21 protein-coding genes and 4 tRNA genes are annotated in these 23,899 nt (G+C 48.1%); 20 read left to right on the forward strand and 5 right to left on the reverse strand.

The window, feature by feature from the left end:
• The 10 genes from ABNS04_RS06035 to ABNS04_RS06080 form a co-directional block, all read left to right on the forward strand.
• Nucleotides 1-1,380, forward strand: a 1,380-nt coding sequence (locus tag ABNS04_RS06035) for a DNA topoisomerase (protein WP_348671230.1), incomplete at its 5' end; no start/stop codon positions are given.
• A gap of 98 nt (nucleotides 1,381-1,478) precedes the next feature.
• Entirely contained in the window at nucleotides 1,479-1,874 is a 396-nt protein-coding gene (locus ABNS04_RS06040) for a hypothetical protein (protein ID WP_006955121.1), read from the forward strand.
• Complete coding sequence (locus tag ABNS04_RS06045; protein ID WP_006955120.1) at nucleotides 1,871-3,340, forward strand: pilus assembly protein PilN; 1,470 nt, start codon at nucleotides 1,871-1,873, stop codon at nucleotides 3,338-3,340. Before ABNS04_RS06040 ends, ABNS04_RS06045 begins: the two co-directional genes overlap by 4 nt.
• Entirely contained in the window at nucleotides 3,333-4,394 is a 1,062-nt protein-coding gene (locus ABNS04_RS06050; RefSeq protein WP_272977932.1) for a hypothetical protein, read from the forward strand. Before ABNS04_RS06045 ends, ABNS04_RS06050 begins: the two co-directional genes overlap by 8 nt.
• Nucleotides 4,339-4,734: a hypothetical protein gene (locus tag ABNS04_RS06055; RefSeq protein WP_272977933.1), complete on the forward strand. Its 396-nt coding sequence runs from the start codon at nucleotides 4,339-4,341 to the stop codon at nucleotides 4,732-4,734. The genes ABNS04_RS06050 and ABNS04_RS06055 overlap by 56 nt, the downstream gene beginning before the upstream one ends.
• On the forward strand, nucleotides 4,734-6,134 hold the full coding sequence (locus ABNS04_RS06060; protein WP_006955117.1) for an ATPase, T2SS/T4P/T4SS family: 1,401 nt from the start codon (nucleotides 4,734-4,736) through the stop codon (nucleotides 6,132-6,134). The genes ABNS04_RS06055 and ABNS04_RS06060 overlap by 1 nt, the downstream gene beginning before the upstream one ends.
• The gene (locus ABNS04_RS06065) at nucleotides 6,131-7,150 is read left to right on the forward strand and encodes a hypothetical protein (protein WP_287830894.1); all 1,020 of its coding nucleotides are present in this window, start codon (nucleotides 6,131-6,133) and stop codon (nucleotides 7,148-7,150) included. The genes ABNS04_RS06060 and ABNS04_RS06065 overlap by 4 nt, the downstream gene beginning before the upstream one ends.
• A 22-nt stretch (nucleotides 7,151-7,172) precedes the next feature.
• Nucleotides 7,173-7,616, forward strand: a complete 444-nt coding sequence (locus tag ABNS04_RS06070; protein WP_272977935.1) for a prepilin-type N-terminal cleavage/methylation domain-containing protein — start codon at nucleotides 7,173-7,175, stop codon at nucleotides 7,614-7,616.
• Nucleotides 7,616-8,020 (forward strand): hypothetical protein, encoded by a 405-nt coding sequence (locus ABNS04_RS06075; RefSeq protein WP_272977936.1) that lies wholly within the window; start codon nucleotides 7,616-7,618, stop codon nucleotides 8,018-8,020. Before ABNS04_RS06070 ends, ABNS04_RS06075 begins: the two co-directional genes overlap by 1 nt.
• Nucleotides 8,001-8,657, forward strand: a complete 657-nt coding sequence (locus ABNS04_RS06080; RefSeq protein ID WP_272977937.1) for a TadE family protein — start codon at nucleotides 8,001-8,003, stop codon at nucleotides 8,655-8,657. The genes ABNS04_RS06075 and ABNS04_RS06080 overlap by 20 nt, the downstream gene beginning before the upstream one ends.
• A gap of 9 nt (nucleotides 8,658-8,666) precedes the next feature.
• Here ABNS04_RS06080 and folD read toward each other — a convergent pair whose 3' ends face one another.
• On the reverse strand, nucleotides 8,667-9,533 hold the full coding sequence (gene folD / locus ABNS04_RS06085) for a bifunctional methylenetetrahydrofolate dehydrogenase/methenyltetrahydrofolate cyclohydrolase FolD (RefSeq protein WP_272977938.1): 867 nt from the start codon (nucleotides 9,531-9,533) through the stop codon (nucleotides 8,667-8,669).
• A gap of 232 nt (nucleotides 9,534-9,765) precedes the next feature.
• Here folD and ABNS04_RS06090 point away from each other — a divergent pair.
• The 10 genes from ABNS04_RS06090 (at nucleotide 9,766) to ABNS04_RS06135 (ending at nucleotide 18,811) form a co-directional block, all read left to right on the forward strand.
• Nucleotides 9,766-9,842 (forward strand) — tRNA-Pro (locus ABNS04_RS06090).
• Nucleotides 9,843-9,874: 32 nt separating this feature from the next.
• A tRNA-Arg gene (locus ABNS04_RS06095) sits at nucleotides 9,875-9,951 on the forward strand.
• A 28-nt stretch (nucleotides 9,952-9,979) separates the two neighbouring features.
• A tRNA-His gene (locus tag ABNS04_RS06100) sits at nucleotides 9,980-10,055 on the forward strand.
• A gap of 29 nt (nucleotides 10,056-10,084) precedes the next feature.
• A tRNA-Pro gene (locus ABNS04_RS06105) sits at nucleotides 10,085-10,161 on the forward strand.
• 269 nt (nucleotides 10,162-10,430) lie between these two features.
• Entirely contained in the window at nucleotides 10,431-11,729 is a 1,299-nt protein-coding gene (gene tig / locus ABNS04_RS06110; protein WP_272977939.1) for a trigger factor, read from the forward strand.
• A gap of 112 nt (nucleotides 11,730-11,841) precedes the next feature.
• Nucleotides 11,842-12,459 carry an ATP-dependent Clp endopeptidase proteolytic subunit ClpP gene (gene clpP, locus ABNS04_RS06115; protein ID WP_006955134.1) on the forward strand — a complete coding sequence of 206 codons (618 nt, stop codon included), beginning with the start codon at nucleotides 11,842-11,844 and terminating at the stop codon, nucleotides 12,457-12,459.
• A 12-nt stretch (nucleotides 12,460-12,471) separates the two neighbouring features.
• Entirely contained in the window at nucleotides 12,472-13,749 is a 1,278-nt protein-coding gene (gene clpX / locus ABNS04_RS06120; protein ID WP_006955133.1) for an ATP-dependent protease ATP-binding subunit ClpX, read from the forward strand.
• Nucleotides 13,750-13,869: 120 nt separating this feature from the next.
• Nucleotides 13,870-16,206, forward strand: coding sequence for an endopeptidase La (lon, locus tag ABNS04_RS06125; RefSeq protein ID WP_272977607.1), 2,337 nt, complete (start codon nucleotides 13,870-13,872; stop codon nucleotides 16,204-16,206).
• Between the two features lie 307 nt (nucleotides 16,207-16,513).
• Nucleotides 16,514-16,786 (forward strand): nucleoid-associated protein HU-beta, encoded by a 273-nt coding sequence (gene hupB, locus ABNS04_RS06130; protein WP_011234253.1) that lies wholly within the window; start codon nucleotides 16,514-16,516, stop codon nucleotides 16,784-16,786.
• A 150-nt stretch (nucleotides 16,787-16,936) separates the two neighbouring features.
• The gene (locus tag ABNS04_RS06135) at nucleotides 16,937-18,811 is read left to right on the forward strand and encodes a SurA N-terminal domain-containing protein (RefSeq protein WP_272977608.1); all 1,875 of its coding nucleotides are present in this window, start codon (nucleotides 16,937-16,939) and stop codon (nucleotides 18,809-18,811) included.
• An 86-nt stretch (nucleotides 18,812-18,897) separates the two neighbouring features.
• On the opposite strand, the gene ABNS04_RS06140 is transcribed toward ABNS04_RS06135, so the two are convergent.
• Genes ABNS04_RS06140 through ABNS04_RS06155 form a run of 4 tightly spaced genes read right to left on the reverse strand, consistent with a single transcriptional unit; the run spans nucleotide 18,898 to nucleotide 23,899 of the window.
• Entirely contained in the window at nucleotides 18,898-20,637 is a 1,740-nt protein-coding gene (locus ABNS04_RS06140; protein ID WP_272977609.1) for a BatD family protein, read from the reverse strand.
• Nucleotides 20,631-22,460, reverse strand: coding sequence for a VWA domain-containing protein (locus ABNS04_RS06145; RefSeq protein WP_272977610.1), 1,830 nt, complete (start codon nucleotides 22,458-22,460; stop codon nucleotides 20,631-20,633). The genes ABNS04_RS06140 and ABNS04_RS06145 overlap by 7 nt, the downstream gene beginning before the upstream one ends.
• Nucleotides 22,453-23,439, reverse strand: a complete 987-nt coding sequence (locus tag ABNS04_RS06150) for a VWA domain-containing protein (RefSeq protein ID WP_006955140.1) — start codon at nucleotides 23,437-23,439, stop codon at nucleotides 22,453-22,455. Before ABNS04_RS06150 ends, ABNS04_RS06145 begins: the two co-directional genes overlap by 8 nt.
• Entirely contained in the window at nucleotides 23,432-23,899 is a 468-nt protein-coding gene (locus ABNS04_RS06155; RefSeq protein WP_272977613.1) for a DUF4381 domain-containing protein, read from the reverse strand. The genes ABNS04_RS06150 and ABNS04_RS06155 overlap by 8 nt, the downstream gene beginning before the upstream one ends.

Below are 23,899 nucleotides of genomic sequence, written 5' to 3' on the forward strand. Positions count from 1 at the left end.
TACGATAGCACAACGCTAACTGCACAGGCGGGCGACTTCGAACTCAAAGCGCGCGGTCGTGTGATGCGTTTCGCGGGTTGGACCAAAGTACTGCCACCGTCATCGTCGAAGAAAGACGGTGACATGAGTCTGCCTGATATTGGCAAGGGCGAAATATTAGCGTTGCAACAGTTGGAGCCGCAGCAGCATTTCACCAAGCCGCCGGCGCGATATAGCGAGGCGTCCTTGGTCAAAGAATTAGAAAAGCGCGGTATCGGCCGTCCTTCGACATACGCGTCGATCATCTCAACGATTCAGGACCGCGGCTACGTTAAAGTGGAGAATCGCCGCTTTTTCGCCGAAAAAATGGGTGAAATCGTTAATGATCGACTCATTGAGAACTTTACCGAGTTAATGAATTATAACTTTACCGCGGAGATGGAGCAGGCGCTCGATGATATCGCCGCTGGCAAGCGTAATTGGAAAGAAACGCTCGATAAGTTTTACGAGGACTTTAAAGCCAATCTAGAACAAGCCGAGCGCGACCCAAATGAAGGCGGAATGCGCGGCAACCAAATGGTTATGACCGACATTGAGTGTCCCAAGTGTGGACGCGAGATGGGTATTCGTACGGCATCAACGGGCGTATTCCTAGGTTGTTCAGGCTATAATTTGCCACCTAAAGAGCGATGTACCCAAACGCTTAACTTAACGCCAGGCGAAGAAGCGGTTAAGGTGACCGATGAGGATGAACGCGAGACAGAGGCGTTACGTGCTAAGAAACGTTGTCCTAAATGCGGCACCGCAATGGATAGCTACCTCATTGATGAGAAGCGTAAACTCCATGTGTGCGGTAATAACCCGACCTGTGACGGTTATGTCATTGAAAAGGGTGAGTTTCGTATAAAAGGTTATGACGGACCGACCATTGAGTGTGATAAATGCGGTTCGGAGATGCAGCTCAAGACGGGGCGTTTTGGTAAGTATTTTGATTGCACAAATGACGAGTGCAAGAATACGCGTAAGTTGTTGCGCAACGGAGAACCCGCGCCACCCAAAGAGGATCCTGTACCGTTGCCGGAGCTTCCGTGTGAGGATTCGGACGCGTACTTTGTGTTACGTGATGGTGCTTCAGGTATTTTCTTATCAGCGAACACCTTTCCTAAGTCGCGTGAGACACGAGCGGTTAAGGTAAAAGAGCTTGCGCGGTTTAAAGACCGTTTGCCTGACAAGTTTAAGTATCTTGCTGAAGCGCCACAGGAAGATGACGAGGGTAACGAGGCTATCGTCCGCTTCTCGCGAAAAAACAAAGAGCAATATGTAGTGACCGAGGTCAATAAAAAGCAGACCGGTTGGAAGGCTCATTACAAGGGCGGTAAATGGGTTATTGATAAGAAATAATCCATGACTTACTCAATAAAGGGGCGATGGTGTATCGCCCCTTTTTTATGCGCTTTATAAAGTTTGAGTTAATGATTTAACTTAGCTGAGTAAAGGTCATGACCCTGCAAAAATTATGTTTATATCAAGCCTTGGTTGTCACGTTAACGGTGGGTATCATTCCCCTTAGTTCGGCGCAAGATTGCTTATCACTCGATCTAGGACCGGCTCAAGTAGAGCCCTCTTTACATTGGCAATCGCAAAACCGCGGTGTCTCAGCGATGGTGCGCGCAGGATTACTCGAACCACAAGTCATTCGCTTACTCAAACAACACTTGGCGATTAAAGTGGTCGATTGGCAGGCGTCCCATCACCATCAATGGCCGACAGACTATTTGCTCGAAGCCGATTCTTGGCAGGCTTTTTTTACCCGCTTACTTAAGCCTTTTGGTCTACAACTGGTCTTGTATGCTAATCAAGGCGCTGTGGTCCGTTATCAGGAATCACCACTGTGATTTGTGCTCGAGTGATATTGGCATGGGGTGTTTGTTTGATCTGCGTAGCCTGTAGCTATGACCCTGCTGCGCTTATCGCCAAGGCGGATGCACTCAGTGAGCAACAGCATCAGCACTTAGCCTCTCAATATGATTACCAACTCACGCCTCAAACTCCGCATACGGTGATCGAGAGTGAGCAGTTTTATGTGCCAGAGCTTGCTAAAAGCACGGTTGATAAGCCTATTTGGTATAGCCAACCCTTGCAGACACAGCTATTAAAAGTACCGCTACTGCAAGCGCTTCAGACCGTATTTACGCCGTTAAATGTCACTGTTTTAGTTGACCCAGAAGTCGATGCGCAACGACTTATTTCAAGTGAATTTTCCGGCACTGTGGGTGAGTGGCTTGCTTGGCTTAGCAATGGGCAGCAATTATTTGTTGAATACGAGCCCTATGCGGTTCATTTGAAACGTTACCAAGTGAAGCGTTATGACTTAGCTTTTCTTGCTGGCACGACCCAGTTTTCCTTGAATGAACAGGCCGCCCAACAAGCACAGGGCGATCAGGCTGGACAATTGGGGTTCAGCTCAAGTCAGTCATTGGCGTGGAAGGAATTAGAGCAAGCGATAACACTCATGCTGTCGGATCAGGGGCATGTGGCGCTTAACGCCAATGCGAGCGCGTTACTTGTGAAAGATACGCCCAGCGTGATTAAGCAGGTCGATCGCTATATTAACCAGTTGAACAAGAGTCTGACTCGTCAGGTAGCACTCGATGTACAAGTGATCGAGGTTCGATTTGATGACTCGGAGCAGTTTACCGTGGATTGGTCGAGTGTACGACGTACAAGTCAAGGCACGCCTTGGTTAACGTCGCAAAGTGGTTCTGATAATTGGTTACAGCAAGCCGCAGGACGTTTTATTCTAAGCCCGTTGAGTGGACCGCGAAATTCCATCGACATTTTAGTGCAAGCGTTACAAGAGCAAGGACAGGTCAAAGTCAGTCATCATCCGCGTATTTTGACATTAAATCATCAAGTGGCGCAGTTATTGGTCGAGGAAGAGCAAGCTTACTTGGCTGAATCAGAAGTCAGCACGACACCTTATGTGGGACAGCAACAACGCCTCAAGCCCGGCAAATTGACAACAGGTTTTAGAATGTTTGTATTACCCAACATTTTAAAACGCGATGTACTTTTGCATCTATCTTCGCAAATGAGCGCGTTGCAGGGGATGAACGTCGTTCAGTCAGGCGATAATATGATTCAAACACCGCACACATCTCGCAAACACTTTTTTCTAAAGGCGCTTGTGGGTCACGAAGAAACACTTCTTTTGACTGGGTTTCGTAATCAAACTGTCCAAGCGGGACGGACGCGTTCAGGGGTGAGCTGGTTACTGGGGGGCGGACAGCAAAAATCGCGGGAAAACAGCGAGACGCTTTTACTCATCACGCCGCGAATTGTCGGGGTGAACAATGAGTGAGTGGGTTACTCATAGCTTTCGATTAAGACTGGGTGTCAAGAAGCCATCAAGGAAGCAGCTTCTCGGCATCATTGCGCAATGGAATTATCCTTTTTGCGGGATAGCATTTTTCATGCAGCAGTGGTGGTTAAGTATGAGTCAACAACCGGGCGCCGATCCCTTATTCTGCCTTCGTGCTGACTGGCAACACACCGCATCCTGTGGATGGATTATTGCCGATACTCAGCCTGCTCGTCTGGTTGTTTGGCAAAGCGGTCGCTTGGTTGCGATTGAACAAGGAGACGTCGCTGGTTTGATGAGACGTGTCGTTGAATGGAGAGAACAGCACAAGGATTTAACGTCCCCCTCGGTTTGGTGCTGGTACTCTCAACAGCCTGCGCCCGAGGCTTGGATCGGCGATAAGCGTAGCGATATGTATCGGTCGGATACGTTTTTACAATTGCTCCCCGGCGAGCAACTGACACGACGTTCAGAAACTGCGATCAAGATAGGGGTTGGAAGTCTGGGCTTATTGCTCATCCTGCTTGGTGGCATGTACTACGTGCTGAATCACCCCACCACTGAGGCAATCGAGACGGAAGAAAGGGCATCTTTTCAGTTAGATAGTGTCAGTGCGATCGCAGAAATAGCGTCCCTCATGAGTCATCCTTTTGCTGCAAAGCAGCAGTTGGTTCAGATTGATTTGAGTGGCACTACACTGCGTTTATCGTGGCAATTACCCGACCAATTAACCGGCTCTCAGCAAAGTAAAACACAGGTTGAAACGCGTATACTCCCTAGCAAGAAGCGTGAAGGAACTGCTCCCACTGGAGGCGCCGCTGACGCACTGTGGGCGGCATATCAAACTACTTTTTATGATGCGCAAGTGACTCAGTTGAGTGCGACACAATGGCGCCTAGCCTATTCCATGATGTCGTATCGACACTTGCAACGATTAGCCGATTGGCTTGTCAGCCATCCGCAATTCGTTCTTTCTTCATTATCAATGAGGTACCAACATGGCTATTGGTCTGTGCAATGGACGCTGGACTCCCAAATGGCTGAGCTTATTTAGTTTTTGCCTACCGTTATCAATGCCGCTGACTGCTCAGCAAGTCGTGAGTAAAACGACCGATCCCTTGGCATTGAGCGAACAATTAAAAACCGAATTAAAAGCCTACCAGGCATGGCAAGTGGCGATGGAACAGAAGAAGCGAGACTTAGCCTTTGCTGAATTACAACTGAACTGGTTGAAGAAGCAAGTCGAGATTGCGCAGCAGCAAAAACTGCTACGACCGACCTCCGTTGCAGCGCCTCGTCCGCCTAAAAACTGTATTCGTATTGCTCAGTCTGAGTGGCGCTTGCGCGATGCCGATGGTGAGTGGTTCTGGGCAAAACAAGGGAGTTGCTTTTAATGTTAGATGCGATGCCGCACTTAGATGCAAAGGCACTTTACGGCTGTACGATTCATCCTGTTATCTTTCAATACTGTGAAATGCTTTTAAACCAGTGGCACGACGAGGGCTGCGACGATAAAGCCATGCTAGCAACAGAGTCGGGGTTGTTAGTCTGCTCGGCACGAGTGTTTGAGGAAGCAAGATTGGAACGAGAGAATCTGGAAAAGCTATTACGGGATTACACGCAGCAACCGGTGCAATTAGCCCTTGCCGATGCTCGCGTGATACGAGCAGCGTTACTGACTTATCGCACGGGGCGGCCGCCGCAAGAACAGCCAACAGAGACAACGGACCAAACACATGCCCAGCAACTGCTGTCCGACCTCGTCGCCGAGGGGTTGGCAAAAGGAGCTTCAGATATCCACTTGCGATTCAGTAAACACTTCTGTCGAACCTGTTATCGAGTCAAAGGAGTTTTAGTGGACCATCATCAGCGTAATCGTGAGGCAATGACCGAGGCCATTGCCGCGGCGTTGAATACGCGCAGTGATGACTACAATCAAGTGTTCAATGAACAAAGCACTGATAGTGCGAGCCTGTTAGTGCCGCTCAGACAAGACGGCAACCATCTATCTGAGATAAAAGTACGTTTGCAAAAGTCGCCTTTAAGCGACGGCTTTGCGGTCACCTTACGATTACTGGCAACTACAATGGCGCCCAGTCTCACGCTTGAGTCTCTCGGGTTTGAGCCTGATATCATCAAAGGTGTCGACTGTATGTTGGCACAACGCAGTGGCCTGCTACTCGTCGTCGGTCCAACGGGGCATGGTAAAACGACGACCTTGGCGGCTATTCATCAACGCTTTAGTGAGTCGGCGAAAATAATTTCGTTTGAAGATCCGGTTGAACTGAAACAACCTCATGTTGAGCAACGCTGGATCGACTCAACGCGCCATCAGGAAGGTTTTGCGACAGCCATCAAGACGGCATTACGAGAGGATCCAGACGTGATTTCTGTGAGTGAAATTCGCGATGGGTCAACAGCCGCTGCGGCTATAACGGCTGCGTTAACGGGTCACTTGGTGACCGCGACATTGCACGCAACTGACACTTTGGCTGCGTTGGAACGTCTGCGCGATTTGGGGGTAGCAATGGAGCAATTGTTAACGCCGGGCGTGTTGCGAGGGCTCATCGCACAGCGTCTACTGTATCGCGATGGCACCGCAACACTCGTCGCTGAATATTTAGTGCTTGATCAAGTCGCGCGTCAATTTGCTCTCAGTCACGATTATGCGGGCTGGCGAGAGCACCTTACGCGTTGCGGCTGGCGCGGCTTAGCCGAACGAGGCGCAGCTCAGATACTGGGTGAGACGCCTCGCGAATACCATTACTCGGTAGAAGGGCCGCTCGCGAAATGAATAAAATTGGACGACAGCGGCAGTGGCAGTGGGTTGAGGACTACTGCATCTGGTTAGAGGATGGCAGTGGACCGCAAGAAGCGGCTGAGGCGATGCGCACACAAGCGGCCTACTTTAAACTACGTGCGGAGCAGAAATTAGCGGAACGATTGCAGGCGGGCTTACGGCGGGGTCAAACCATTGGGCACGCGTTAAAGGGGGAGCTCAAGCCAGATTTATTAGAGCTCTTTATTATCGGCCAGCAATACAACTGTTTGACACCACTATTGAATGACTATCGTGACATTGTCGTCGAACTACAGCGGTTACGTTGGGCGTTTTATCGACAATTAGCCTATCCTATTTCGGTCTTATTTACTGTTCTTTTGGCTTATGCCTATGCCGCAACACATTATTTACCGCGATTGCTCAGTTATAGTCAATCGGGCTCTTCAGAAGCCGTCGTGGAATGGGTCATCAATATTGGCAACATCATTGCCAGCGGTTGGTGGTGGCTACTTGGCTTATTGACATGCTTAGTCATGGCATGGCGCTGGTTGGCACACAACTGGGTAGGGCGTCAGCGTCTGCAGGCTGAACGCTATGGTCTATTTGCTCAATTCCGAGCCATCAATGCGTTATGGCTGACACGACTAGTCGCTGTTCTCATGCATCATCACGTTGCACTCGATACTATTTTTGCTGTGTTAATTCGCGTTGCATCGCCTTACGCAGGTTGGCACTTAGAGCGAATGCAACAACGGTTAGCACAAGGTCGTGTGAGCCTAGCTACTGTGCTTGATACGGGATTACTGTTACCGAGACAGCTGTTCCGGATTAGCCATCGGCAGCAATTTAATGGGCAACGTGAGGCGCTCGTTAGTGTCGCTCAGCGAAGCTATGTTGATATACAACGCAGTATTGCGTATCAGCAACGGGTATGGATTGTGTTGTGCTATTTGCTCATCACGGCATTGATACTGATGCTTTTAAGTGCTGTAGGTAGCACCATGATGGCGGTGATGACATCGATTTAGTGTTTTTCAAGGAGTGATTAGGATGCGTTCAAAGGAACAAGGATTTACGTTTATCGAAGTTTTGGCGGTGCTGAGCATTATTGCCATAGCCTCATTGGGGACTTTGGTATTGCGTGATTGGGCGGTTGGAAATGCGCGCGTATCGGAAGCGAAGAATCTGATAACGACACTTCAAGCGGGGGCACAAATGTGGAAACCGGCCAGTGGCGAATTTACCGGTATCAGCATGACCGAGTTGAGCAGCATTGGTGCGGTTCCTGCCGATTGGGCGGATGGTATCGGTAAAAACCCATGGGGTGGTGATATTACAATTGCTGTAGATGTCGGAGATCTAAATCGATACTCGATAAACCTTGATGGAATCTCCTCGGAGGAGGAGGGGAATAGACTCGCGCGTGATTATCAGGATCAAGCTTTCTCGAGTAGCTTTTCAACAGGCACCCTTACCGTGACTTTCCAAGGCTAATGAATCAACGAGGGTTTAGCCTTTGGGAGGTCGTACTGGCGACGGCGATACTTGCTAGTTTTTGGCAAGTATCGTTAGTCGGCTGGCGCTGGCAAGACACGGCGCAGAAGCGCCTGCAGTGGCAACAGCAATTGGTCATGCTGATCCAAGCGCAACGTGACCACTACCAACGTTATGGTGTTTTTGCACTTACCGAGGCGCAATTAGCCCGACAGGGACGTTACGTGGTGCCTGCTTGGCCGTTTTCTACTGAATGGCGATTCCTACCAGATGCCTTTTACAGCGAACAATTACTCATGCGAACACAATTAAAGAACGTTGACCCATCACTCTTACTGGGTCATTCCTTGCCATTTGAGCAGCAAGGTAACGAGGTCGTTATCCGTGTTATCGGAACACGCTAATAAGCTGTGTTATCAGCGCGGGCAGAGCCTTGTCGAGGCGGTTGTGGTGTTGCCAATCATGCTGCTGTTTGCGCTACTGCTGGCGCAAGTACTTTATCTTTGGTGGGCACAGCAAACACTGTTTGTTGCAAGCCAGTATGCTGCGCGGGTCGGGGCTATCAACCATGGCAAAAAGCGGCCGATGCGCGTGACCTTGGCGGCCACCATGGCGAGTTTGACGCCTAAAGATAAAGACATAGAAAGTTGGCAAAATATATTGAAGGCAGTTGCTGCGCAGCAATTACACGGTTTGCAGTTTTCAGAGATCGACATCGTCCAACCCACAGAGGCGATGGTTAATCAATTTAAAGAGCGCCGCTATAATAATGAATCGCAGAACTGGATCGAGGAAATTCCTGTTGATCACTACTGGGCGAGAAGACAGTCGGCCGAGAACGAAGAAGCGTACGTTAGTGCAACGACATTGAAAATTGAGGTCACTTGGTGCATTGAATTGAAGATACCGATCGCCGACAAAGTTTTAGCCGCGTTGGCTCCAAAGGTTTCACGATGTCAGCTAGCACAACAAATCACAGGAAGTCCGTTTTGGCCGTTAACAGCAACCGCCGAGCATCGGATGCTCAGCGGTTATCGTTAATTCGTCTAATTAGGCCTCAGTGTGGTCGTGGTATTCAACGCACGCTTGCAAGGTATTTTCAATCAGTGAAGCGACGGTCATAGGACCAACCCCACCCGGTACTGGTGTGATCCAACCGGCTCTTTGTACAGCCGTGTCAAACTCGACATCACCTGTTAAGCGACCATCATTCAGTCGGTTCATGCCTACATCAATAACGATTGCGCCTTCTTTGATCCATTCACCTGGAATAAATTCGGGCTTACCCACGGCGACGACAACAATGTCGGCACGTCTTACATGTTTTTCTAGGTCATTGGTGAAGCGATGACATACGGTGGTTGTTGCGCCTGCTAACAAAAGTTCAAGGCTCATCGGTCGACCAACGATATTGGATGCGCCGACAACCACTGCATTGAGTCCGTGTAAATCAATTTGTGTACTGTCTAGCAAAGAGATGATGCCTTTTGGAGTACACGGACGCAAAGCGGGTATTCGTTGTGCTAATCGACCGACATTGTATGGATGAAAGCCATCCACATCTTTGTGCGGGTGAATGCGTTCGAGAATCGGCGTTGCGTCAAGGCCAGCAGGCAAGGGTAGTTGTAACAAAATACCGTCGACATCGGGGTTGTCATTGAGTTCATCAATTAGTTGCTCGAGTGCAGTCTGTGATGTATCACTGGGCATGTCATAATCAAACGAACGAATACCGACTTGTTCACAGGCGCGTCTTTTATTACCCACATAAACTTCTGATGCGGGGTCTTGTCCGACTAAAACGACAGCTAAACCGGGCGCACGCTTGCCCGCGCTCAGTCGTTCGTCAATTTGTGTTTTTACCGATGCTCTGATGTTTGCAGCGATTGCTTTACCATCAATTAGCTGTGCAGGCATATAGGGACCCTTGCTTGTCAATGAAATTGGAATTGAAAAAGCTTTGAATGGCTGCATAGTTTACCGCTATTTTAGGTTCATTGTCACTGATTGTCGGAATAATGGTCAGCTTGGCGCAAAAGTAGCCAAACAACCGCCGTTTGCCAAAAAAAGTTTGACGGACGGGAAACTTATGGGTAATATTCGCCCCCGTTGTCAGGCAGCATTGCTTGTCACCACCAGATGTCAAAAACGGCGAGTAGCGCAGTTTGGTAGCGCACTTGGTTTGGGTCCAAGGGGTCGCTGGTTCGAATCCAGTCTCGCCGACCATTTTGACATTAGGGTAGCAGGAATGTTCGATTGCGCCCGTAGCTCAGCTGGATAGAGCAACGGCCTTCTAAGCCGTCGGTCGCAGGTTCGAATCCTGCCGGGTGCGCCAGAACGCGCCATGAAGATTCAATACAGTGGTGGGTGTAGCTCAGTTGGTAGAGCCCCGGATTGTGATTCCGGTTGTCGTGGGTTCAAGTCCCATCATCCACCCCACTTCTTCTCTTCAAAATCCTTATTATAATCGGCGAGTAGCGCAGTTTGGTAGCGCACTTGGTTTGGGTCCAAGGGGTCGCTGGTTCGAATCCAGTCTCGCCGACCATTCGTAATTTCATCGTTAGTGCATTGCGATAAAAATCGCGTCCCTGAATACCACTTCCGTTTTACAGCTCGTGCTGTTCAGTACAGAATTCACTCTCGACTATTCGCCTCTGACCCGCTATAATGTTGCGTCATTTTTAAAGGATAACGCCGTTGTTTGCGTTAAAGTCCCTTGGGTTACACTCGACTGGTGTGAGCTGGTTGGTGTGAACTGAGTAAGCTTTTAAGGGCAAGCAACACTTCACTGATTGAAACCGAGGTAAAAAGGCAATGCAGGTTTCTGTAGAGACAACACAAGGTTTAGAACGTCGTGTGACGATTACGGTACCGGCGGACGTTATTGATAACGAAGTAAAACGTTTATTAAAAGAAGAATACCGTCACCGCCGTGTGAATGGTTTCCGTAAGGGAAAGATTCCTCCACACGTATTGCAGAAGCTATTTGGTCGCGAAGCACGCTCTCGTGCCGCATCTGGCGTAATGCAGAGCAAATACTATGAAGCGATCATGCAGGAAAAAATTAACCCTGCAGGTGCGCCGGCGATCGAGCCTAAAGTTAACGAACCAGGTAAAGACCTAGAGTTCACTGCAACTTTTGAAGTATACCCAGAAGTTGAGGTTAAAAACCTCGACAAGATCGAAATTGAAAAACCCACTGTTGAAGTCACTGATGCTGATGTCGATAGCATGTTAGAGACGTTGCGCAAGCAACACGCGGGTTGGAAAGAAGTTAAGCGTAAGTCTAAAGACGGCGATCGCGTAACCATGGATTTCGTGGGTTCAATTGATGGTGAAGAGTTTGAAGGCGGTAAGGCGTCTGACTTTGCACTTGAACTGGGTGAAGGCCGCATGATTCCTGGTTTTGAAGATCAGATCAAAGGCATTAAAGCAGGTGAAGAGAAAACCATCGAGGTGACCTTCCCAGAAGACTATCACGCTGAAAACCTTAAAGGTAAAGATGCACAGTTTGCGGTTACGGCTAAGAAAGTCGAAGAACGCGAACTGCCAGAGCTTAACGATGAGTTTGTTGCTTTGTTTGGCGTGAAAGAAGGCGGTGTTGATGCATTAAAAGCGGAAGTTCGCAAAAATATGGAACGCGAGCTGAGCAACACGGTTAAGAGCAAAGTTAAAGAGCAAGTATTGAAAGGCATCGTTGAGCACAACGAAGTCGAATTGCCAAAAGCGATGATCGATCAAGAGATCGATGCATTGCGTAAACAAGCAGCAGAACGCTTTGGTGGTAACGCCGAGCAAATGCCTAATTTACCTGCTGAATTGTTTGAAGAACAAGCAAAAGAGCGCGTGAAAGTGGGTCTATTGTTAGGCGAAGTCATTCGTACTAACGAGATGAAAGCAGAAGACGAGCGTGTTGATACGATTATCGCAAACGCTGCTTCAGCTTACGAAGATCCGCAAGAAGTCATTGAGTATTACAAGTCTAACAACGACATGATGCAACAGATTCGTAATGTTGCGCTTGAAGAGCAAGCGGTTGAGTTTGTACTTGATAAAGCTAAAGTGACAGAGAAAGAAGCGAGCTTCGATGACATCATGAACCCTAAGCAATAATCTATCCGCGAGGATAAATCGACGGAGTCCTTGACGAGCTCCGTCACTGCTTGGTTTAATGGCTCGTATGTAACTCATACGAGCCTTTTTCTTATTAGGAGCTTTATCATTCATGTCTAACGATATTCAGGATCCCATGGCACAGCTCGTTCCGATGGTTGTAGAGCAAACCTCTAAAGGTGAGCGCTCCTACGATATTTATTCGCGACTGTTGAAAGAGCGTGTCATTTTTTGCTGTGGACAGGTCGAAGACCACATGGCTAATTTGATTGTTGCCCAATTATTGTTTTTGGAATCAGACAATCCTGATAAAGACATTTATCTTTATATTAACTCTCCCGGCGGCGTTGTTACTGCGGGTATGGCGATTTATGACACCATGCGGTTTATCAAGCCGGATGTGAGTACTGTATGTATGGGTCAAGCAGCCAGCATGGGCGCATTCTTGCTTGCAGGCGGCGCACAGGGTAAACGCTATTGCTTGCCTAATTCACGCGTGATGATTCATCAACCGCTTGGTGGATTCCAAGGACAAGCTTCAGATTTCGAGATCCATGCGAAGCAAATATTGGATCTGAAAGAGCGCCTAAACCGTATGTTAGCTGAGAATACTGGGCAAGATTACGAAAAAGTGGCGCGTGATACGGATCGCGACCATTTCTTGACTGCGCCTGAAGCAGTCGATTATGGCTTAGTCGACGGCATATTGAATAAGCGCGGCGAAGAGTAGTAGGAGAGTCGAATGACCGATAAAACGCAAGGCGACGGTGAAAAGCCGCTCTACTGTACATTCTGCGGTAAAAGTCAGCATGAGGTGAAAAAGCTTATCGCTGGGCCTTCAGTGTTTATTTGTGATGAGTGTGTCGATTTATGTAACGATATTTTGAAGGAGGAAATTCAAAATATTGCTGCGGCACCTGAACACGATAAGCTTCCTGTGCCCAAAGAAATCCGTAAGCACTTGGACGATTATGTCATCGGTCAAGAGCGTGCCAAGAAAGTATTGTCAGTGGCGGTTTATAACCACTACAAACGGTTGCGTAACGCAGGTAAAGGCAAAGATGACGTTGAGCTGGGTAAAAGTAATATTTTGCTGATTGGTCCGACTGGCTCAGGTAAAACGTTCCTTGCTGAGACAATGGCGCGATTCTTGGATGTTCCTTTCACCATGGCGGACGCGACCACGCTAACGGAAGCAGGTTATGTGGGCGAAGATGTAGAGAACATTATCCAAAAACTTCTGCAGAAATGCGACTATGACGTTGAGAAAGCAGAGCGTGGTATTGTCTACATTGATGAAATTGATAAAATTTCGCGTAAGTCTGAAAATCCATCCATTACACGTGATGTGAGTGGTGAAGGGGTGCAGCAAGCGTTATTGAAATTAATTGAAGGCACGGTCGCTTCTGTACCTCCACAAGGCGGGCGTAAGCATCCACAACAAGAATTTTTGCAAGTTGATACATCGAAAATCTTGTTCGTTTGCGGTGGTGCGTTTGCTGGGCTTGAGCGCGTGATCGAACAACGTTTAGCGACTGGAACAGGCATTGGCTTTGGCGCTCAAGTAAAAAGCCCCAACAGTGCGGCGCAAAGTGAAATCATCAGTCAGGTTGAACCAGAAGATCTAGTTCGCTACGGCTTGATCCCTGAGTTTATTGGTCGCTTACCTGTCGTGGCAACGCTCGATGAACTCAATGAAGATGCACTCGTTGAAATTTTGCGTGAGCCGAAAAATGCGCTTACGAAACAATACTCCGCATTGTTCGAAATGGAAGATGTAGAGCTCGAGTTTCGTGAAGACGCCTTGCGAGCGATTGCTAAGAAAGCAATGAACCGTAAGACCGGTGCACGCGGCTTACGCTCTATTGTCGAGGGTGTATTATTGAGTACTATGTATGATCTTCCTTCGATTGACGGCGTATCTAAAGTGGTGGTGGATGAATCAGTGGTAGCTGGCGAATCAGACCCTATTTTAATCTACTCAAATCAGTCGGATGAAAAACACGCATCAGGCGAATAAGCGGGTGTGTATTGCCCAAAGTTGACAAAAAGGGCCATTTCGGCCCTTTTTTTATGCAAACCGTTGAACTTTGCCATATAGACCACATATTAAAGAAAGAACTAAGGTCAGGAGAATTTGATGAGCGAAGAACGTACAGAGCAACTAGATATGCCTGTTCTCCCATTACGTGATGTAGTGGTTTACCCCCATATGGTGATTCCACTGTTCGTGGGTCGCGAAAAATCTATCCGTTGTTTAGAGGCTGCAATGGATGGCGATAAACGTGTCTTTTTAGCAGCCCAGAAAGATGCATCGGTTGATGAGCCTACGGAAGAGGACATTTATCGTGTCGGCACGGTAGCGAGTATTTTACAATTGCTGAAACTACCTGACGGCACCGTCAAAGTATTAGTTGAAGGTCAGCAACGCGCTGAACTTGATCAACTCAAAGACAGTGACGACTATTTTCAGGCGAGTATTCATTACTTAGCATCTGAGTCATTGCCTGAAAAAGAGGAAGAGGTACTGGTCCGCTCGGCAATGAACCAGTTTGAAGGCTATGTGAAGCTGAATAAAAAAATTCCGCCGGAGGTACTGACCTCCTTGTCTGGAATTGATGAATGTGATCGTTTGGCTGACACCATGGCTGCACATATGCCGCTCAAGTTAGCCGAGAAACAACATATCTTAGAAATTACCGATGTCCGTGAGCGCTTGGAGTATCTGATGGCGCTGATGGAAAGCGAGATCGACATTCTGCAAGTTGAAAAGCGCATCCGTAGCCGTGTTAAAAAGCAGATGGAAAAAAGCCAGCGCGAGTACTATCTGAATGAGCAAATGAAAGCCATTCAGAAGGAGCTCGGCGAGAGCGAAGGTGGCGTTGACGAGTTTGAGCAATTACAGCAAAAAATCGACGATGCGCAGATGCCTGCAGAGGCTCGTGAAAAAGTCGAGGCAGAGCTTTCCAAGCTGAAAATGATGTCACCGATGTCGGCAGAAGCGACCGTTGTCCGTGGCTACATCGACTGGATGGTATCCATACCGTGGAAGAAGAAGTCACGCATTAAGAAAGACTTGGGTAATGCTGAACGTATTCTGGATGAAGACCATTACGGCCTTGAGAAAGTCAAAGAACGTATTATCGAGTATCTTGCTGTTCAACAACGCACATCCAAAGTGAAAGGTGCCATTCTTTGTTTGGTGGGTCCACCGGGTGTTGGTAAAACATCATTAGGTCAATCGATTGCCAAAGCGACGGGACGTAAGTACGTACGTATGGCGCTAGGCGGTGTGCGCGATGAGGCTGAGATACGTGGTCACCGTCGAACGTATATCGGTTCCATGCCAGGCAAGTTGATTCAAAAGATGTCAAAAGTGGGTGTACGTAACCCGCTATTCTTGCTTGATGAAATCGACAAAATGTCGTCTGATATGCGCGGCGACCCGGCGTCGGCATTGCTTGAGGTGCTTGATCCTGAGCAAAACGTTAATTTCAACGACCACTACATGGAAGTCGATTACGACTTATCTGATGTTATGTTCGTGGCCACTTCTAACAGTATGAATATTCCAGCGCCGTTGTTGGACCGTATGGAAGTGATTCGACTGTCGGGTTACACCGAAGATGAGAAGTTGAATATTGCTAAGCGACATTTATTGCCTAAGCAAATTGATCGCAACGGCTTGAAGAAGAAAGAAATTGACGTTGAAGATAGCGCGATTCTAGGCATTATCCGGTATTACACGCGTGAAGCCGGTGTGCGTAACTTAGAGCGTGAACTTTCGCGGTTATGCCGTAAAGCGGTTAAAACGATCTTGTTGGATAAGTCCATTACACAAGTCACTATCAACCAGGATAACTTAAGTGACTTCTTGGGTGTGCAGCGCTTTGACTATGGTAAGGCTGAAGAAGCTAACCAAATTGGTCAAGTAACAGGCTTAGCATGGACAGAAGTGGGTGGTGACTTGCTGACTATCGAGGCAACAAATGTTGCCGGTAAGGGCAAGATTACTTCAACAGGTTCGCTTGGCGATGTCATGCAAGAGTCGATTCAAACCGCACTTACGGTGGTTAGAAGCCGTGCCGATAAGCTAGGCATTGCAGAAGACTTTCATGAGAAGCGCGACATCCATGTTCACGTGCCTGAAGGGGCGACGCCTAAAGACGGTCCAAGTGCCGGTATTGCTATGGTGACCGCCTTAGTGTCATCGTTAACTAAGATACCCGTGCGCTCAGAAGTGGCTATGACGGGTGAGATTACACTGCGAGGCGAGGTGTTGGCGATTGGCGGTTTGAAAGAGAAGCTGCTAGCTGCACATCGCGGTGGCATCAAGCATGTGTTAATTCCAAAAGATAACGAGCGTGACTTGAAGGAAATCGCTGATAACGTGAAGCAAGACTTGACGATTCAGCCTGTAAAATGGATTGATGAGGTACTTGAGGTCGCTTTAGAGCGAAATCCAACAAAGACTTAATTTTTTATTCAGTTTTTTGATATAGCAACGACAAAATGCGGTCTCGAGCGCTAGAAATGCTCTACAGACCGCATTTTTTCGTTAAAATTTTACTAAAAAAGGGTTTTCAATTGTTACGACTGTGGTAGCCTAAGGATTAAAGCTTATACGGGTGTTGTAACCAATTTCCGAGTAGCTTCTATCATCGCATCGTACTGAAAAGGGTGTTGAAGATATTGAATAAGCTTGATATAACAATTTCGGACCATCTTAATAATCCGAATGGAACCACGGAATCTTGATAATAACAATCGAAGGGGATGATACTGTGAACAAGTCTCAGTTAATTGATAAAATCGCTGCAGGTGCAGATATCTCTAAAGCTGCTGCGGGTCGCGCATTAGATTCAATGATCGATGCGGTAACTGATGCATTGAAAAAAGACGATCAAGTCGCATTGGTTGGCTTTGGTACGTTTAGTGTTCGTGAGCGTTCTGCGCGCACAGGTCGTAACCCGCAAACGGGCGAGACTATTCAGATCGCTGCGGCTAAAGTACCTTCTTTCAAAGCCGGTAAAGCTCTGAAAGACGCAGTAAACTAATTTAAGGCGCTTTTAAGCGCTTTTTATTTGCTGATACGAGTAACCCGAAGCCGATGCTTCGGGTTATTTTTTGCTTTAAAGGATGCGATTTATAGCGGTTTAGATATAATACTGCACCGTTAAAATGAGCGATTGAAGGAAGTCCTGATTATGTTAGAGCGGATAAGAGAAGGGTCGCAGAGCTTTACTGCGAAAGCCGTTCTGGTCCTGATTATTTTGACCTTTGCCTTGGCGGGCGTAGGTAGCTATGTGACTGGTGGCGCCACAACCACGGTGGCTGAGGTCAACGATGCTGAGATTAGTCAGCAAGCGTTGGAACGCGCATACGAGAACGAACGTAATCGTTTGCAAGAACAGTTTGGCGACATGTTTGAAGCGGTTAGCTCGCAGCCGGGTTACATGCAATCGGTACGCGCTAATGTGCTGGAACAACTCATTCAACAAGAGTTGTTGGTTCAGTACGCGCGTGATCACGGCATGCGTGTTTCTGCTGCACGTGTGAAACAAGAAATTCGTGATATTCCAGCGTTCCGTTCTGCGGGTCAATTTGATAACGATATTTATTTGATGGCTCTGCGTAACGCGGGATATACCCCAGAGCAATTTGCGACGGTATTACGTGATGACTTGATCAGAAGTCAGATCGCTCAAGCCATTGGTGCGACCGAATTTGCGCTACCAGCAGAGGCACTTGCATTGCAGCGCTTGCAAAAGCAGACTCGCAGCGGCGCTTACATTATTGCTGAAAACGCCAATTTCGTTGACCAGGTTGAGTTGAGTGATAGCGATATCGAAAATTACTACAACGAAAACCAACAACAGTTTCAAACGCCTGAGCAACTCAAAGTCGCATTTGTCCAGTTATCTAAAGCTGAACTTTACAATGATGTTAAAGTGAGCGATGACGAAGTCAAAGCCTATTATCAGGGTTCGATTGACCAGTATCGCACTGACGAAGAACGTCGAGTGGCTCATATTCTGATTGAAAGCGATAGCGACAATGCTCAGGAAAAAGCGCAAGAAGCGTTGGCTCAGCTCAATGACGGTGCTGACTTTGCCGCTGTCGCAAAAGAGTATTCTGACGATACATTTTCCGCCGAGCAGGGCGGTGACCTAGACTGGATTACGAAAGGGTCTATGGATGAGGATTTCGATAATGCCGCATTCGCGCTCGAAAACGTCGGAGATGTTTCAGATATCGTCGAAACCTCATTCGGGTACCATATCATTAAGCTACTTGATGTTCGTCCAGGCGAAGTCACACCACTTGAGGACGTTGCCGGTGAAATTCGTCAAAAGCTAAAAGCACAACAGGTTGATGATAAATACTTTGAGTTACAACAAAAATTGGCGGAAGTAAGCTTTGAGCAACCTGATACGTTAGAGCCAGCGGCCGATGCCATTAACTCGACGGTGCGTACTTCTGATTTGTTTACCCGACAGAACGCGCCTACTGCGCTCAGTGACGAAGCGACACTTAATCGTATTTTCGATCCTCAACTGATTGATGAGAAATTAAACAGTGATGTCATTGAAACAGCAGATGATCGCTCGTTAGTTGTCAGGGTTTTAGAGCACGAACCTCAGGCGGTTAAGCCGTTGGACGATGTTCGCGAACAAATTGTTAGCCAGCTACGTGTGCAAAAGGCACAAGCGCTTGCCTTGGAGCAAGCTGAAGCCTGGAAGAAGCAGTGGCGTGAGCAAGGTGAGCCAGACGCTGACTATATGACATTAGATGCAATTGGCATGGATAATCAAAACCATCCACGTGCAGTGTTACGCGCCTTGTTCTCTGAGGCACCGAGTGTAGGAGATGCGCCCGCATTGACGACGATTGAAATGCCGAACGGCGATGCTGCGGTTGTTGCGTTAACAAAAGTGAACGAAGCAGATATCGAGGGTGAAGAAGCGAATCAGCAAGTGGTTCAGCAGCTTCAAAACCGTCAATCGCAATTAATGCTTCAAGCATTTATTGAGACGTTAGTTGAGCAAGCCTCTATTTCACGCTCACAGTCAGATGACTAATAGCCTAAATCCTAAATAAGAGCGCAATAAAAAAACCTGGCATTGTAAATGCCAGGTTTTTTTTTACCCTCAGCAACGGTGCTGGTTTACTTAATGGGGTATAATGGAGGCAATGGTGAGGAGGCTTTGGATACTGTATCGCTACGCTGTTGGGCTGTTCTGACAGCTTGATAAAGCTGTTTTCCTCGTTGCCAACTATCTACCTTTTGAGCCGAATACAAAGCGGCTTGAAGCGAGTTGAGTTCATCCGATAGCTGGGTATTTGCGGGTTGCGCTAGCAGCTGTTCAACCTCTTGAAGGGTTGTTATGCGTTGCGCAAAGTTTTGTCTTGCCCATCGCTTCAACGACTGTTCGGCAAGTTTAGGTTGATTACTTGCACACGCTTGTTGGAATTGACGCCAAGCTTCACTCTGAGTGACTGGTTGCGACTGAGTTGATTCGTGTGAACCCGTGTGAGCATGTTTTTCACGTTTTTTAAATAGCCAGACATTAACGGCTAAACTGGTCAATAAGGCAATGATCAACGCAATAACTAACCAAACCCAGTAATGGGTTGAATCATCTTGCTGTTGTGCCGCCGCAGTGTCGCTTGCGATGACTTCATCAGGAGCAACTGTCTTCTCGGGTTGTTGGGCTGACGGCATGTCAGGTGTTTGAGTGATCGGGGCGCCGGTGACTGTGAAGCTGAGGTCATTGGTCGAGGCGATTGAACGCCGTTGCGTTTTGGTATTAAACCAAGGCACTTCAATTCCTGGAACCGTGAGATCGCCTGGCTGCTGTGGGACAATGGCGTAATTAACCGTCTTTTGAGCGATGTTAATGCCGTTTCTTACGAACTGATCCGTACTCTCGTTATCTGGATAAACCCGCACGCTGTCAGGGTAGTTGTAGTTAATATCAGGAAGCTGTTCAGGCTTAACGCCAACCGCAGTGAGCATCAACGATACTGAAATCGGCTCGCCCACTTTATATTCCTCTTTTTCGGGCTTTACGGTTTGACTGATTGTCACTAAATCACTCGGAAGCCAGTGTCCTGTCCAATTTTTGGGGATAGGTTTAACTTGGACCTTTTTTGGCTCTGCAATGGCGCTGACAGGTTGCGTATTAGAGAAGGACGAGAAAATAGATCGCTGACCCGAGGCGTATACTTCGCCGTCGAATCGTGCGCCCTCAATTGTAAACTCGCCCGATTGATTAGGAGTAATTTGATAGGTGCGCTGATAGACCCGATACCGGCGACCATGATTCATTTCACTGTATTCTTCGTCTTTACCAATTTGTCGGATATCTGCGTTTTCCATAGTCGGGGGGACTAAGTTACCTTTGTTAAGGTCAGCGGCGAGATAGAGGCGCACAATATAATGAATCGGCTGTTGTAGAAAAACCTGTTGAGTATCTAATGTCACATCGACAAATGCCACTTTGTCGCTGCGTTTCGCAGCATCTGAGCCTGGCTCAACAACGGTCATGGTAATCGGATCTGAACTCGCCCCATCAAGGCTGATGCTCGGAATCTGATAGTCGCCCGGATCGTTTGCAACTAATACGGTGGTAAATTGCGTTAATTTTTTTAAGTCACCGTTCACAATCGAGGTTTGACGACTGACGCTCGTGCGGCCGACGACAAAATCGTTCAGTAGAATATCTGGCTGGAAGACCGAGTTGGGTACGTCGTCATTAAAGGTCACCGTTAAAATGAACGACTCGTTTGCGATCACTGGGTTTTTGTCGACTGTACTCGTGATGTTCGTGACATCTGCGTGGGCGCTGAAAGAAACCAGAACCATGACACACGCAATACATAAGCGATACCAACGACTTACCATTTTTGTTCTACTCCTTCTGGGTCACCCACGCCTTGTTGCTGCCTGCGTTGACTCTCTAAATACATTTTCCTGCGTAACAGAATACTGGGATCATCGGGTACGCGATTCATCCATTGTTCTAACTGGCGAGCTCGCTCGGGATCAATATCGTCACTAAATTCAGTTTGTTGACTGCGCTGCTCGCGTTCAGGATCTGATGTTTTTTTCTGTTGCTGTGATTGTTGTTGCCGTTTCTGCTCTTCCTGTTGCGACTGTTGGCGGTCTTTGCTTGTTGAGTTTTGCTCCTGTTCACCCTCAGGATTAGATTGCTCGCCTTGCTGGTCGCCCTGTTGTTGGTCTTGTTGCTGCTCCGACTCATTTTGACCTTGTCCGCTTTGACGGTCGTCTTGATCTTGCTGACCTTTATTTTTATCGCCTGGTTTCTGACCTTGCTGTTGCTTTTGTTGTTGCAAAAGCTGCTGCATTAATTGTCGATTTGCTTGGGCCTCTTCCCAATTAGGTCGTTGAAGTAATGCTTCATCATACGCGTCGATAGCGGCTTGATACTGCTCCTGACGGGCTAAACTGTTACCTCGGTTATACCATCCCGTGGGCGTATCAAGCTGCGCGTATTGTTCTGCGGCGGCCGCATAGTCGCCCTGACGATAAAGGGCTGCACCTTTACGAAGCGGATCTCTACTCAGTTCAGCTGCCCGCCGCCATTGGTCAGACTCCAAAAGCTGCTGAGCCTGCTGCTCGTTATTTAACCACCAGCCTGGATCGGTTGTCGATTCCTGCGCAAAGGCGCTTTGCGGAACCGTCATGCAGGAGAGCCCAATAAAGCCAATAATATAGCTGCCCAGCGTACCGCCTCTCCGCCAACTAAATAGCACCATGGGAATCAGTAAGAGAGCCAGAAACGGACCCATATCGAGCCATTGATCGCCTTGCTGTTGTATATCACCCTGCTTGCCCTTTCTGGATAAGGGCTCAAGCGCCATAAATTGGTCGATATCTTGATTGGTCGACGTCGAGTTAACGTAAATTCCCCCCGTCAAATGAGCTAAATCGCGCAGCCTGTCAGGGTACAGTTTGGCAACCACTACTTGCCCGTATTTGTCTTTGGCTAAAGCCCCCTCCTTATCTCGAATAGGCGCTCCGTCCGTTGTACCGACACCTAGAATTGAAACACGGTGTTCCGTGGCACGAAGGTAATTACTCACATCGGCCATATCCTGACTATCGATACCATCGGTAATCCAGTATATATCGCCTTGTGAATAGCCTGCGTTAGTGAGTAATTGATCGGCGTGTTTGAGCGCGCTTAGTGGATTGTTACCGGGTACCGGCATAATTTCAGGTGACAGGGAGGGGATGAGGGTAAGCAGATTATTGTTATCCTCGGTCAGTGGGCTAATAGTAAAGGCGTCAGCCGCGTATGCTACTAAGCCGGTGTCGCCGTCGAGTCCGGAACGAACTAAATCCATCGCCTTAAAACGTACTCGCGTCAACCGGTTAGGATTGATATCTTCAGCGAGCAGCGAGGGTGACATATCCAACAACACGACCTGTCCGCTGTCTAACTGGTATACGGGCTGCGGGAGGCGCTCCCAGGTCGGGCCGCTGAGCGCTACGGTTGCGACGATCCAGAAAAGCCCTAATCGATGGGCGGACCAAAATGTCATTTGCCCACCACTGTTAACCAAAACATTAGAAAGATGCTTTGGCAGCCACTGATGCCAGCCAGATTGATGCTTACCAATAAACAAAAGACGCGCATAAAGAAACGCCAAAGGTAGCAGGGAAAATAACCACGCGGGACGTATAAAGTGAAAATCAGCCATGTTCACCTCTCCATGGACGATAATGCATCACGCTCAAGAGTGTTAGTAAGATCAATGCGCCAGCAAGCGGCCAGAAAAACAACGCCTTTCGTGGACGTAACTGTTGTTCCGCGCCTTGTACCGGTTCTAACTCATCCAGTAATTGATAAATGCGCTCGAGCTCCTCGGTGCTGCGCGCACGAAAATACTCGCCACCTGTTTCATCGGCAAGGTTTTGCATGAGAGGTACGTCTAGGTCTCGTGACGGATTGACTTTACGTCGACCAAAAACACTATCCACAACAACTTCCTCAGCACCGACAGCAATCGGGTAAATACGGACGTCATAAGCTTTTGCCAGTTCTAACGCTTGCTCTGGCGATAGATTACCTGCGGTATTCTGACCATCAGTTAAAAGCACTAATACTCGGTTAGTTTGTTGCTTACCTTTGAAGCGCTTAACAGCTAGGGCGATTGCATCACCGATGGCGGTGCGTTCGCCAACCAAGCCGAGCACCGATTCGTCGAGCATCTGTTGCACGGTGTTACGATCGTAGGTAATCGGCGTTTGAAGAAATGCGGTATCGGCAAATAGGATCAGTCCTAAGCGATCACCTTTGCGGCGCTCAATGAAGTCACCAAGTACGGCTTTGACCATTTCTAGACGGTCGACATTACGGCCATCGAGCGTCATGTCGGCAATTTCCATTGAGCCAGATAGATCTACGGCTAGCATAATCTCACGTCCCTCATTGCGAACCGGTAGTGGCTCGCCGAGCCACTGTGGGCGTGCTACAGCGATAACAAGGAGTAGCCAGCATAGCCAAAGTAGTAGCCACATGAAGGGACGGGCTCGGGCATCACGATGACCGTCACTCAGTCCATGCAGATTAGGGATACGAATTGCTGAAGCTTGTTGCTGTGCTTTGGGTAGAAAATAGCGCACAAACAACGGCAACGGCAGCAATAAAAATAACCATGGCCAGGCAAACTCAAACATGACGTGTTAACCTCCGCGGTGATTGCCCAGCCCAGTCTGCCACTAACTGACGGTATTGCTCGACCCAGTCACTGTGTCCCGGTTGAAACAACAAGCGATCGGCATTGGCGAGTAGTTCGGCATGCTGTTGTTCGTTTGCACCTAAAAACTCGAGCCATGTGCGACCACTGAGAGGTGCGATTTCTTGGCGGGGAAAATAAACTAAAGCTGCACGCTTAGCAATGAAAGTGATCTCTTTTACTGTGGGTTGTTCAAGCTGGTTGAGCGCCTGTTGTGCGTAACGTAATGGTTTACGACGTAAATGACTACGCCAACCGTAAATGACAGCAATACTCAAACCCACAATCAGCACAATCAAAATAATCCAGATCGGTGTTGCGAGAGGAAGAACTGAGGCACTCGGCGGCTCTACAATATCTTTTAACTGACTTATATCTGCTTGCTGTATTAGACCGGACAT

The sequence above is a fragment of the uncultured Idiomarina sp. genome (assembly GCF_964010655.1).
Lineage (GTDB): Bacteria > Pseudomonadota > Gammaproteobacteria > Enterobacterales > Alteromonadaceae > Idiomarina > Idiomarina baltica.